The sequence below is a fragment of the Moraxella sp. FZFQ2102 genome, from assembly GCF_024137865.1.
Classification (GTDB): Bacteria; Pseudomonadota; Gammaproteobacteria; order Pseudomonadales; family Moraxellaceae; genus Moraxella.
This window is the reverse complement of record NZ_CP099960.1, coordinates 88,577-101,424: the sequence shown is the minus strand read 5'-3', so window position 1 is coordinate 101,424 and position 12,848 is coordinate 88,577. Positions and strand designations below refer to the sequence as shown.

Annotated in this window: 12 protein-coding genes; 7 read left to right on the top strand and 5 right to left on the bottom strand. The window is 46.0% G+C overall.

Annotated elements, in window-relative coordinates:
* Nucleotides 1-285: 285 nt before the first annotated feature.
* The 4 genes from leuC to leuB all read left to right on the top strand — a co-directional run bounded on the left by leuC (nucleotide 286) and on the right by leuB (nucleotide 4,402).
* A complete protein-coding gene (gene leuC / locus NGM44_RS00490; RefSeq protein ID WP_253223744.1) occupies nucleotides 286-1,704 on the top strand; it encodes a 3-isopropylmalate dehydratase large subunit in 1,419 nt (472 codons plus the stop codon).
* Nucleotides 1,705-1,771: 67 nt separating this feature from the next.
* Nucleotides 1,772-2,578, top strand: coding sequence for a hypothetical protein (locus tag NGM44_RS00485; protein ID WP_253223743.1), 807 nt, complete (start codon nucleotides 1,772-1,774; stop codon nucleotides 2,576-2,578).
* 42 nt (nucleotides 2,579-2,620) lie between these two features.
* Complete coding sequence (leuD, locus tag NGM44_RS00480) at nucleotides 2,621-3,268, top strand: 3-isopropylmalate dehydratase small subunit (protein ID WP_253223742.1); 648 nt, start codon at nucleotides 2,621-2,623, stop codon at nucleotides 3,266-3,268.
* Nucleotides 3,269-3,331: 63 nt separating this feature from the next.
* On the top strand, nucleotides 3,332-4,402 hold the full coding sequence (leuB, locus tag NGM44_RS00475; protein ID WP_253223741.1) for a 3-isopropylmalate dehydrogenase: 1,071 nt from the start codon (nucleotides 3,332-3,334) through the stop codon (nucleotides 4,400-4,402).
* Between the two features lie 109 nt (nucleotides 4,403-4,511).
* Here leuB and NGM44_RS00470 read toward each other — a convergent pair whose 3' ends face one another.
* Nucleotides 4,512-6,113, bottom strand: coding sequence for an ABC transporter substrate-binding protein (locus NGM44_RS00470; RefSeq protein WP_253223740.1), 1,602 nt, complete (start codon nucleotides 6,111-6,113; stop codon nucleotides 4,512-4,514).
* Nucleotides 6,114-6,406: 293 nt separating this feature from the next.
* Here NGM44_RS00470 and NGM44_RS00465 point away from each other — a divergent pair, with 293 nt between their 5' ends.
* The 3 genes from NGM44_RS00465 to NGM44_RS00455 are packed head-to-tail and all read left to right on the top strand — an operon-like array spanning nucleotide 6,407 to nucleotide 8,443.
* Nucleotides 6,407-7,435: an energy transducer TonB gene (locus tag NGM44_RS00465; protein ID WP_253223739.1), complete on the top strand. Its 1,029-nt coding sequence runs from the start codon at nucleotides 6,407-6,409 to the stop codon at nucleotides 7,433-7,435.
* A 48-nt stretch (nucleotides 7,436-7,483) separates the two neighbouring features.
* Nucleotides 7,484-8,032, top strand: a complete 549-nt coding sequence (locus NGM44_RS00460) for a MotA/TolQ/ExbB proton channel family protein (RefSeq protein WP_253223738.1) — start codon at nucleotides 7,484-7,486, stop codon at nucleotides 8,030-8,032.
* A gap of 9 nt (nucleotides 8,033-8,041) precedes the next feature.
* Nucleotides 8,042-8,443, top strand: a complete 402-nt coding sequence (locus NGM44_RS00455) for a biopolymer transporter ExbD (RefSeq protein WP_253223737.1) — start codon at nucleotides 8,042-8,044, stop codon at nucleotides 8,441-8,443.
* Nucleotides 8,444-8,514: 71 nt separating this feature from the next.
* Here the strand turns inward: NGM44_RS00455 and NGM44_RS00450 are convergent, their stop codons facing one another.
* Genes NGM44_RS00450 through dnaQ form a run of 4 tightly spaced genes read right to left on the bottom strand, consistent with a single transcriptional unit; the run spans nucleotide 8,515 to nucleotide 12,833 of the window.
* Nucleotides 8,515-9,792, bottom strand: coding sequence for a DUF2868 domain-containing protein (locus tag NGM44_RS00450; RefSeq protein ID WP_253223736.1), 1,278 nt, complete (start codon nucleotides 9,790-9,792; stop codon nucleotides 8,515-8,517).
* Nucleotides 9,789-10,616: an RnfABCDGE type electron transport complex subunit B gene (locus NGM44_RS00445; protein ID WP_253223735.1), complete on the bottom strand. Its 828-nt coding sequence runs from the start codon at nucleotides 10,614-10,616 to the stop codon at nucleotides 9,789-9,791. The genes NGM44_RS00450 and NGM44_RS00445 overlap by 4 nt, the downstream gene beginning before the upstream one ends.
* Before the next feature lie 28 nt (nucleotides 10,617-10,644).
* Nucleotides 10,645-11,499 (bottom strand): NAD(+) diphosphatase, encoded by an 855-nt coding sequence (gene nudC / locus NGM44_RS00440; protein ID WP_253223734.1) that lies wholly within the window; start codon nucleotides 11,497-11,499, stop codon nucleotides 10,645-10,647.
* The gene (gene dnaQ / locus NGM44_RS00435; protein ID WP_253223733.1) at nucleotides 11,496-12,833 is read right to left on the bottom strand and encodes a DNA polymerase III subunit epsilon; all 1,338 of its coding nucleotides are present in this window, start codon (nucleotides 12,831-12,833) and stop codon (nucleotides 11,496-11,498) included. Before dnaQ ends, nudC begins: the two co-directional genes overlap by 4 nt.
* Between the last annotated feature and the right edge of the window lie 15 nt (nucleotides 12,834-12,848).

Here is a 12,848-nt window from a genome sequence, read left to right as displayed (position 1 = left end):
AAGTGTAACCGCGCAATGATCGGCAGGTTTATCAATTCCAAAAGGTTATTAAATACATAAAAATAATAAATTATAATTATGGATTTATTTTTGCTATAATTGCGTATATCTATTAAACTATAGCTAATGATTGTGGCGGATGAATTGCTGTACCATTGGATGATGCGCATACCGCATACAGCAAAGTTGTGATTGACATGATGTTGATTTGTATTTAATTTTCCATGATAATGCTAAGTTTGATTATTTATTAATTTTAAATTACCAACCATTTAGGAGTGCAAAATGGCAGGCAGAACGCTTTATGATAAACTTTGGGATGATCACTTGGTGGCAAGCCGCGATGATGGCTCAAGCTTAATTTACATTGACCGCCAATTATTACACGAAGTAACATCACCACAAGCATTTGAAGGCTTAGAATTAGCAGGTCGCAAACCTTGGCGTTTATCGGCAAATGTGGCAACACCTGACCACAATGTTCCGACATCTGCCAAAGAGCGCAGCGAGGGTGTGAGCGGCATTAAAGACGAAACTTCACGCATTCAAGTACAAACTTTGGACGAAAATTGCCAAAAATTCAACATCACCGAATTTACCATTAATGACATTCGTCAAGGTATCGTCCATGTTGTAGGGCCAGAACAAGGCTTGACCTTGCCGGGAATGACCGTTGTGTGTGGAGATAGCCATACTGCAACACATGGGGCGTTTGGCTGTTTAGCTCATGGTATTGGTACCAGTGAAGTTGAACACGTTTTAGCAACACAATGCCTTGTGCAAAAGAAAATGAAAAATATGCTGGTTCGTGTGGACGGCAAACTTGGTAAAGGCGTCACCCCTAAAGATGTGGTACTTGCCATCATTGGTAAAATTGGTACAGCAGGCGGAACAGGACACGCTATCGAATTTGGTGGACAAGTGTTCCGTGATATGTCTATTGAAGGACGTATGACCGTTTGCAATATGGCAATCGAAGGCGGAGCGAGAGTCGGCTTAGTTGCGGTTGATGATAAAACCATTGAATATGTTAAGGGTCGTCCGTATGCCCCAACAGGTGCAGACTGGGACAAAGCCGTAGCATATTGGAATACCTTACATTCTGATGATGATGCACATTTTGATACCGTAATTGTAATGCAAGGCGAAGAGATTGAGCCACAAGTTTCATGGGGAACATCACCTGAAATGGTCATTCCAGTAACGCAAAATGTACCAACCCTTGAGCAAGCAAAAGACGATGTACAAAAAAATGACTGGACACGTGCTTACCAATATATGGGCTTAACCGCAGGACAGACACTGGCCGACATTAAGCTTGACCGAGTATTTATTGGCTCTTGCACCAATTCACGCATTGAAGATATCCGTGCGGCGGCTGAAGTGGTAAAAGGACGTAAAGTTGCTGATACCATTAAACAAGCGATGGTTGTTCCGGGGTCTGGTCTGGTTAAAAAACAAGCAGAAGAAGAAGGATTAGATAAAATCTTTATCGATGCAGGTTTTGAATGGCGTGAACCGGGGTGCTCAATGTGCCTTGCGATGAATGCGGATAAATTACAAGCAGGTGAACATTGTGCTAGTACCAGTAACCGTAACTTTGAAGGTCGTCAAGGTAATGGCGGTCGTACACATTTAGTGAGTCCAGCGATGGCAGCCGCAGCAGCGATTGCAGGGCATTTTGTTGATGTGAGAAGTTTTTGAAACAATAAAATAAGATAATCTGTGTTAGAATGTATTATCTTACCTTTAACTTTATTGGAGTATTGTTGTGTCAAATGAATCAAATATCACCTATGAGCTGATCGAGAAGTCGTTGGCTTTGCCTGGCATTAAAGTTGAGCGAAATGCCTTTTTACTTGATGTTTTTAAAGGTAAAGTTAAACAATCCGATATTTCGTTATTGATCGAAAAAGGCCCAATCGCATCAGGCTTGATTTCTCAAAAGGAAGCTAAAAAAATTGCCATAATGGTTGCTAACAAAAGAAAGTTAATGTGCTCTGGCGGTTCTTTTTTGGCAGGCCTGCCTGGTGGATTGGCAATGGCGGCGACAGTGCCTGCTGATTTATTACAATTCTTTGCCTTTAATTTGCGTTTAGCTCAAGAAATTGCCTATATCTATGGCTATCAAGATTTTTGGAATGGCGATGTTTTGAATCATGAAAAAGTTGAACATGAATTAATGTTATTCCTGGGTGTTATGTTTGGCATTGGCGGAGCATCCCAATTAACACGATTAACAGCAGGAAATTTATCAAAGCAGGCTCTTAAAAAATTGCCACAAATGGCATTAACCAAAACATGGTATTACCCATTGGTAAAAAAAATTGTAGGAATGATTGGTATTAAATTAACAAAAGATACTTTTGCAAAAGGTGTTTCTAAGGCTATTCCTGTTATGGGCGGTATTATTTCGGGTGGAATTACTTATGCATCTATGGATAAGATGAGTAAAAGGTTGTATGAAACTTTTGATGTGGCAGTAGAATACACCGATAAAGAGATTTCGGATGATTTAAAAAATCTTAAAAAACAAATGCCGGAAGTTTTTGAAGGTAGTTTTAAAGAAGTAAACTGAATTAAGTATCTTTTTTTACAAATAATTTTATAGGTTTAGTGCATGAAAAAATACACCATTGAAACAGGCATTGTTGCACCGCTTGACCGTGCCAATGTGGATACAGACTTAATTATCCCAAAACAGTTTTTAAAATCCATTAAACGCACAGGTTTTGGCGATAATTTATTTGATGAATTACGCTACCTTGATGAAGGCTATTTGGGACAAGATATTGCTAAACGCCCAAAAAATCCTGACTTTGTGCTCAACCAAGAGCGTTATCAAGGGGCAACCATTTTGCTGACTCGCAGTAATTTTGGTTGTGGTTCAAGCCGTGAACACGCGCCTTGGGCATTAAATGAATATGGATTCCGTACCGTTATTGCCCCAAGCTATGCCGATATTTTCTTTAATAATAGCTTTAAAAACGGTATGTTGCCTGTCATCTTAACTGAAAGCGAAGTTGATGAGCTATTTAAAGACTGTGAAGCAAATGTTGGTTTTACATTAACCGTTGATTTACGAAATCAAAAAGTAATTTCGCCATCAGGAAAAGAGTATCATTTTGAAGTCGATGCGTTTCGTAAACACTGCCTGTTAAATGGTTTAGATGATATTGGTTTAACCTTACAAGATAGCGATAGTATTCGTGCCTTTGAAGAAAAAGCCCGTGCGGATAGACCGTGGGTGTTTAAGGATTTGGCATAATTGTCAGTTGAGAGTTAAGGGTGGTTTTCGCCCTTAACTTGTTTTAATTTTAAGGAAATAACAATGAGCAAACACATTGCAATTTTAAACGGTGATGGTATCGGGCCTGAAATCGTTGCCCAAGCGGTGAAAGTGCTAGATAAACTGATTGCCGATGGCTTGGATGTCAGTTATGAATACGCCAAATTGGGCGGTGAAGCCTATGATGCCTATGGCTCACCATATCCTGCCGAAACCCAAGAAGTTGTGCGTAAGGCAGATGCGGTGCTACTGGGTGCGGTCGGCTCGCCACAATATGACAATTTAGAGCGTCCATTGCGTCCTGAGCGTGGGCTACTTGCCATTCGTAAGGACTTGAATTTATTTGCAAATTTACGCCCTGCAATTTTGTATAAAGAGCTTGCCAATGCATCAACCTTGAAACCTGAAGTGGTGGCGGGGCTTGATATTCTTATCGTACGAGAGCTGACTGGCGATATTTATTTTGGTGAGCCGCGCGGTATCCGCACACTTGAAAATGGCGAGCGCGAAGGCTTTAACACCATGAAATATAGCGAGTCTGAGATTCGCCGTATTGCCAAAGTGTCGTTCGAAGCGGCACAAAAACGCGGCAAAAAGCTGTGTTCTGTCGATAAGGCAAATGTGCTTGAAGCGACTGAATTGTGGAAAGAAATCTTTACCGAAATGGCAAAAAATTATCCAGATGTCGAGTTGAGCCATATGTATGTGGATAATGCCGCAATGCAATTGGTCAAAGCGCCGAAGCAATTTGATGTCGTAGCGACGGGCAATATCTTTGGTGATATTCTATCCGACCAAGCATCAATGCTGACAGGCTCTATCGGTATGCTACCATCGGCAAGCCTAGATGAAAATGGCAAAGGCTTGTACGAGCCAAGCCACGGCTCAGCGCCTGATATCGCAGGTCAAGATAAGGCGAACCCATTGGCGACCATTTTGTCTCTGGCGATGCTGCTTCGCTACAGCCTAGGCGATGAAGCGCGCGCCAAGCAAGTAGAAGATGCTGTCGGCAAAGTGCTTGAGCAGGGTCTGCGTACTGCGGATATCTATGAAGATGGCACAACGCTCGTGTCATGCTCGGCAATGGGCGAGGCGGTGTTGGCTGCGTTGTAATGTTACCTTACACATAATTTGCATGATAATCCACACGATGATCATGCAAATTTTCTAATCAATAAAATCGCCAGTTTGATGATGAACTGGCGATTTTTTATGCTTAATATTAAGGCTTAAATGATAAATCTTTGATCAGATAATTATCCAATGGATCATCATTAGAAAAACCTGATACATAAGGCTTGACCAGTCGCACGCTCAATGCTGAAAATAGCGGAATGACCGCAGTATCTTGGCTGATGAGTATCTCAGCTTGGGTGTAGGCTTGGGCGCGCGCGGCGGCATCAGCATGATCACTGAGTGTACTGGCAAGCAGGGCATCGTATTGGGCATTGCTGTATTTGCCCGTGTTATTGCTATTACCAGTTTTTAGCAGATTTAAAAAGCTGGATGGTTCATTATAATCCGCGCACCAGCCTGACAGCGTGATGGTGTATTTGCCTTGATTTTTACTATCCAAGAAGGCTTTCCATTCTTGGTTATTCTGCGTGACATCGACTGCGCCATTGAGATTTTGTTTCCACATGGCAGCGACCGCGCTTGATAGCATCTTGCCAGTTTCACTGGTCGCGTACAAAAATTCAAACTTCAAAGGATTGGCGGTGCTGTATCCCGCCTGCGCCAATAAGGCTTGTGCTTGCTGATTGCGCTTGTCTTGATCCAGCTTTGTCCACTCAGGACTGATTTCGCCCATACCTTGAGTGGCGCTCGGTGTCAGCTGATAAGTCGGCACTTCACCACGCTTTAGCGCCTTGACTAATGGATCGCGCATCACCGTCATCGACAACGCTTGGCGAATGCGTGTGTCATTGAGCGGTGCGGCGGCGATGTTCGGTTCTAGATAAAAGGTGCACAGCTTGGGCGCGGTGTGGATTTCGCTTGGTAGATCGGCTTTGATTTTCTCAAGCTGCTCACCAGGGACGGGCGCGATATCCGCTTCACCTGCCAGATAGCGATTCAGACCATTTTGGGCAGTGATGGGTAAAAATTGCACCTTGTCGATCTGTGTTTTGGCATTGTCATAATAAGCCAAATTGCGCTCAAGCTTGATATGGCTGCCAATCGTCCATTCGCTCAAGCGATATGCACCACTGACGACGATGTGCTCAGGATTGAGCCATTTTTCACCAAATTGCTCAACGACCTTTTGTGGTACAGGGTAGGTCACAGGCAGCGCAAGCATATCGACAAAGTACGGCACGGCTTCAAGTAGGCGAATCTCGACCGTTTTATCATCGAGCGCGTGTACACCAAGCTGATCGCGGGGCAGCTTAGCTTCGGTGATTTCATGCGCATTGGCCACCTTGGCATCCGCCAAATAACTCGCATACGGCGATGCAGTGGCAGGATCGACCAAGCGGCGCAGTGCAAAGACGACATCATCCGCGCGGATCGGTTCGCCATTTGACCAGTTGGCATCGCGTAGGGTGAAAGTCCAAGTCTTGTGATCATCACTGTGCCACGATGTCGCCAGTGCAGGCACGGTTTTGCCTGTAGCATCGGTCGTCACCAAGCCTTCGAACATCTGCCGAATGACTGCCGAACCGTGCGTGTCTTGGGATAGCTGTGGATCAAGCGAGCTTGGCTCTGCGCCATTGATAATCACCAGCGTGTCTTTATTGGCAGGTAAAGTGGCGCTTGTGTTCGGCTGACTGCACGCACTGAGCGCAAGAATACAGCAGACAAGCGCAAGTTTCGGTGAGTTCATGGCAAATTTCCTTAAAACAGTAATGCGATAAAAATCATTATTTCATGCTAACAAATGTGTAGGATTTGGTCAAATGGTTGCAGAAAAATTTGTCGTAATTGATTTTAAATGTTATACTATTACATATTGATGAGAACGATTATTTATTGAGAAAAAATGTCAATTTGCGCGAAAAGTGATTGAATTTTTTGAAAATCAAATTATAATATGATGATTGATAATCGTTATCGTTTTTATTTATATTATTAAACATACAAGAATAATTGCCGAATTGGTCAAAATGGGTGAGTTTCGTGTTGGATTCGACAAATAAAACCAAAGCTGTGGCGTTGGCTGTCGCCTTGGTATTGCATGGGGTGGCAGGTCTTGGTATCGCAACGATGCAGATGAAGATTTTGACACCGCCAAAAATCACGCCACCATTAGAAGTGGAATTTATCAAACCTGAGCCAAAGCCTGAACCTGAAAAAATCATTCTAAATAATCTTGAGTCACCTAAACCTGTCAAGGTGGAGCCAAAACCTGCAATGAAAAATACCCAAGCGGTTGTGCCACCAAAAGGCGATACGCAAGTATCTGAAGTCAAGGACAGTCCATCATCTGATGATACACCGCCTGCAACGGAAGATGTGGCAACACCGCCACAAACTATCGAAACCGACCCAGTGCAAACAACACCAATAACGCCAAGTTCGGAATCCACGCCTGATGTTGTGCCTGATACACCGACGGTTGAGCCAGTTACACCTGTTGTTACTACAACCATTACGCCAGTGACATCGAGTGATGACCATACAGTGACACCCGCTACCAATCCAGCAGATGCACAGGATAACAACATTGCACCAGTAACTACACTTACAACGATGGACAATACGCCGACATCTACACCACCGGCGAGTGCTACGCCTGCTAATGTATCACCAACAAATGTGGTCAATAATGCGACGACAAACAATCAAGGTGGTGGCAAAGATGACAAAACCCAAAACGACAAAGGCGGTAAAGATGATAAAGACAACCAAGGCGGTGTCATCGGTGGTCAGGATTTGGGCACGATTTCTAATGCCAGCTGGGCGCGTAAGCCGAATTTTGCCAATTTAAATTCCAATGAAATCACAGGCAATGTCAGTACCACAGCGACCTTGACCATTGATGATAAAGGGCGTATCACTGCGGTCAGCGGCGTCTCCACAGGTAATAAGCAGCTAGATCGTGACATCGTCCGCGAGATCAAGCGTGCACGCTTAAAGCCATTTAAAAAGGGTAATAATACGCTGTCAGGTACAGCAACTTTACCGATTAACATCAACTTATCATAGCGATTTGTTATTATAAATTTATAAATCATATAAAATAGGTAATTAATTATGGATTTTGCATTTTATTGGTCGCATACTGATGCGGTGAGCAAGACTTTGTTTTTTGTACTGCTTGTGCTGTCATTGGCATCGTGGGTGATTGGTATCATGCGCGTGCTCAATTCGCGCCGCAGTGCCGACACCATCAGCCAAGATCTAACCAGTGTCATGGCGGATAATGATCTGAGCGGTTTGGATTTTAACCAAAAAAAGATGATCACCGAACAAAAGCTGCTGCAGCACATCGCGCGCCATCGTTATCAGCTTGAGCAGGGCTTGCCTGTGCTTGGTACGACGGCATCGATCGCGCCGTTCATTGGTTTGTTCGGCACGGTGTGGGGCATTTTCCACGCGCTTGCCAGTATCGGTGCGAGCGGTCAAGCAGGTCTTGCGCAGGTCGCAGGCCCTGTCGGTGAAGCGCTGATCATGACAGGTCTTGGCTTGGCGGTGGCGATTCCTGCGGTGATTTTTTATAATGTGGCGATGCGCTTGAACAAAAAAGCACTGCACATTGCCAATGATACCGCGCATCAAATCTTGGCAAAAACTGCACAATAAGGGGGCGGTATGGCTTTTGAATTGGGTGATAACCAAGACCAAGGCATGAATGAGATGAATCTGATTCCGCTCATTGACATCATGCTGGTGCTGATGATTATTTTTCTGGTGACAGCGACGGTGATGAACCCGACCATTCCGTTGGATCTGCCAAAAGCAACGAGCAGCATCAATGACGCGCCACCACAAGTACTACAAATCAGTATCGATGCCAACAGTCAGATTTATTGGGATAAAGAGCCTGTGAGCCTAGATGAGCTGTCGCGCCGATTCGGTGAGCAAGCGCAAGCAGGACAAAACCCACAGATCAATCTGCGTGCGGATAAAGCGGGTAAATATGATATGGTCGCGCAGGTGCTAGGCGCAGCTTCAGATGCAGGCTTGAAAAAGATTGCTTTTGTGAGTGAATGATGATTTCGCTTATAGATAAGCAAAAACCACTTAATTAAGCGATTAAGTGGTTTTTGTTTGGTGCTTGGTAATTATTCATCGATCACCAAAATGCCATGTTCTTGCATTACTACCTGCCAAGCGGTGAGATGGGTGTCTTTACCAATAAAGCGGACGATAAAGCCCAAGTCAATCGCTTGCAATAATTTAATTTTTCTTAAAATACCACGATCAGGCGGTGTACTGGTATCGATACCAAGATACAGCTGTGTTTGCTTGCGATTGCACAATGCCACCGCCGCCAAAACCTCATCTTTACTATCAATCACGCCGATGTCTTGTAAGCACTGCGTCGTCATTTGGTTTGCACTGTCTGCACGCTCAAGTGCTGCTTTGATTAACGCTGTGTGGCGCGGATACTGTATCGGCTGCGTATCTAGGATAGGGCTGGCTTGATAATCATCAGTGTCGATCACACTTTGGCGAAATTGGTCAAGCAGCTTGGCATAATAGGGCGCGCCAGTGTCGATGGTAAAGCTTAACTTGGCACGAGCTTGACAAAATGCATAGGCAAGGGCTCGCGGCACGATGCCATACAGCACAATACACGCCATCACTAAGTATGCAAACTGCGCAGGCGTGCTGTCGGTAGCGGTAGGCAGGGTCAGCCCAAGTTTGGCGGGAATGTAGCCGATCACGCCAAGCAGCTGATAAAAATGCGTATCATTAAGCAAAGTGGACTCAAAGCCAAAGCTATAACGACGAAACAAAAACAATCCCAATAAACCAAGCAAACTGCCAAACAGCCCAGCCAACCAAGCACCATGCAGACGCACCGACAGATACCAACGGCGTACAGGGGCGATGGTCTTGATCATCACGGCAAGTGCAGCCTTATGAACGCTGTCATTGTCATGGGTTAGGTGCTTGTAAACGGGGTTATGAATCGTGATACGCTCAATGGCGCGTTCAAATAAGCTATTTTTTGGGCGTACAAGTCCAACAAGCCACCACAAAAGCGAAAGTGTGTGCCAACCTAATAGCGCGATGATAATGTAGAAAAAATTAACAACACCTGCACCCAATACACCTGCCACACCCAGTAAACCCAATACAAAATATACCCCATAAATCAGTCGTACCGATGCACCGATGGCATCTTGGGTGGTGGTGAGCGCATCAAGCAGCTTATGATTACTATCAATCTTCTCGGCGCGGATAAATAGCCGATCATAAGCAGGCGCGGTATCGAACTTAAGTACATCGGTGATGGGCTTTGGGTCTTGGGCGAAGATGAACTGCTGTGATTCTAGCTGTGCAATCATCTCAAGGCGTTGGTGCGCCAAGGTGCTGTCGTGCTTTGGGGTCATGGGCTACTCTCAAGTTCGGCAAGCTGTGCATTGAGCGCATCGAGCTTGGCAGTCAAATCATCACTTGGGCGCGCTGCCAGTTGTTTGTTCAGTTTTTTGATTTGCGTGCGCAGTTTGGCGGCGGCGATGGTATTTTTGGCAGTGGTTTCATCGATCACGGGGGTGTCGCTGCTATTTAGCACATTGACCATCTGTGATTCGATGATGCTGACCACAGGCTTTGTGCCATCTTCGATGGTCTTGGCGACGCGGTTTAGGTGGTGATGATAGCGTTTGCGCAAGTGGGCTTGTTCTTCGATGCGCTCATCATCGTCGATGTGGCGTGGGTATTCGACCAAGTCAATACAATCAACAGGACAAGGAGCAAGGCACAGCTCGCAGCCAGTACACAGATCGGTGATGATGCTGTGCATATGCTTGGCAGTACCGATGATGGCATCGACAGGGCAGGCGGGGATGCACTTGGTGCAGCCGATGCAGTCGGATTCGCTGATGATGGCGCGCACTTCGATGGGGCGTAAGGTGGCAGGATCGGTGCGCCATTTGCTTTGGCTGGCAGGTAGCGGCTTAACATCCATGATCTTGGCGATGGCATCGGTGACGGCTTGCCCACCAGGTACACACAGATTAATGGCGTCAGCGCCTGTGACGATGCCATGCGCATACGGCAGGCAGCCATCGTGATGACCGCATAATCCGCACTGGGTCTGTGGCAGAACGGCATCGATTTGGGCGATGGCGATGCGTTTGGCGTCGTCAAGCTCGGATAATGCCAAAGGGTGAAAAAGTACAGGTAAGTCGGTTAGGCGATCGGTGATGCTCATAAATCGGTATATTGTTTAGATAAATTAATCATGAATGGCGCGCAATGACATGTTGGATCAGCTCATGAGCGATCGTACCTGCTTTTGGGATGCTTGGCAAATCATCCAAATCAAAAAATTTAGCATCGCTGATCTCACCTGCTTGTACACGAATCTCACCACTTTGGAAGCGTGCGATAAAGCCTGCCATCAGATTACTTGGATATGGCCAAGGCTGTGAATGGATGTACTCAAGCTGATCAATGCGCACGCCCACTTCTTCAAATGCTTCACGCTTTGCCGCCATCTCCAGTGTTTCACCCACTTCGACGAATCCTGCGATCAAGCCATAGACGCCATTTGTACGGTGGCGATGATGCAGTGCCAATAAAATCTGTGGCTTGCCTGTCTGTGGATGAGTGCGCGTGATGGCAGTGATGATGCAAGGCTGGACGCGCGGATAAGCATGATGGCGGCATTTTGGGCAGACTTTGGCGTGCTCACCTTGTGCGTGATTTATCGTCTTAGTGCCGCAGCGTGAGCAGTAGGCGTGATCATTTTGCCATTGCACCAGCATAATGGCACGGCTGATGATATGCAGGGTCGATTGATCAAATAAATTTAACAATTCTCGAAAGCTAACCGCGCGCAGATTTTGCACCGATTTACCATCATAGCCATCGCCATAAGGGAAAATCAGTCCAAGATCACAGGCGATCTGTGCATCTAGCGCGTGTGTCACAGGCAAGGGGTCAAGCGGTGCTGTCGGCTCGTAGTGCGCTTGATGCGTCTCGCCAAAGCCTAGGCTTATCGCACCTTTCGGGGCTTGATCAAGCATCAGCACAAAGGGCGCGCCATCGTGGCACAGTAGTGCATCGCGATCAATGATCCACAGGCTGATCATGACAGCACCTTATCACGCCATGCTTGATCAGCAGTGGTATCGCTGTGTGATCTGACCAAAAGATTAGCAAGATTAGCTAAATTATTAAACTGTACATCTTCGCCGACGCTTTCGGTGTCTTTGCGCTCATCTTCCATCGCAAAGCTCATCTGACCTGCCGTCATCGCCAAATAAACTTCAGCCAAGATCTCAGAGTCAAGCAAAGCCCCGTGGAAAGTACGGTCTTGATTGCCGACACCTAGGCGTATGCGCAGTGCGTCAAGGGAGTTTTTTTGCCCCGGATACAGCTGCTTGGCAAGGGCGAGCGAGTCGGTGATGGTAATGGATTGTAAAAAGTCTGGTAAGCCTGCCTTTGTAAACTCCATGTCCAAAAAGCGCATATCGAAAGCAGCATTGTGCGCGATGACTTCACTGCCAATCATAAAGTCATAAACCATCTGCGCAACTTCTGCAAACTTCGGCTTATCCGCGACAAACTCATTACTAATGCCGTGAACGCGGATGACATCTTCATCCATCTGCTTTTCAGGATTGATATACACATGCAGCTGATTGCCCGTGAACTTGCGATCCACCAGTTCAATGATACCCACTTCCACGATGCGATCACCGCCTTGATCATAAAAACCTGTGGTCTCCGTATCCATGATTAGCTGACGATTTGGCATACCGCGATTGACAGGCTTGGGTAGAATTGGCCAAAAATCAGGATTGGCGCGATTGGTATCACCATCATAAGCAGGATTTTGGACGGTGTTATGATCGCTTAATTTTGGGGCGGATTGCGTGGATGTTGTCATATGATTTTGATCATTGTTATATAGATTTTCTTCATGATTGCATTGGGTTTGTTGTGCAGAATTGGCAGAACTAATCAGCTCATCGCCGCTGCCATTGACGCCCAAATTGGCAAGTTTATCCGCCATTTCATTGCCTGCATGACCTGCATGACCTTTGATCCATTGCCAGTCGATATAGCGATTTTGGGTTAGGTTGTCCAGTCGTTGCCACAGCTCAAGATTTAATACAGGCTTGCCGTCGGCTTTTTTCCAGCCGCGCGCTTTCCAATTGACGATCCATTTGGTGATGCCGTCTTTGACATAGCCTGAATCTGTCCAAATTTGGATCGGTGTGTCGGCAGGGGTGCTTTCAAGTGCGACGATCGCCGCCATCAGCTCCATGCGGTTGTTGGTGGTGTCAGGCTCGCCGCCCCACAGATTGCGCACATCACCATTGGCAAATTGCAAATGTACGCCATAGCCACCAGCTGCTGCTTGCGCCTGTCCATTGCCTTTGCACGCGCCGTCGGTGTATGCGATAATCGGGTATGTCATGATGCTCGGTTGATT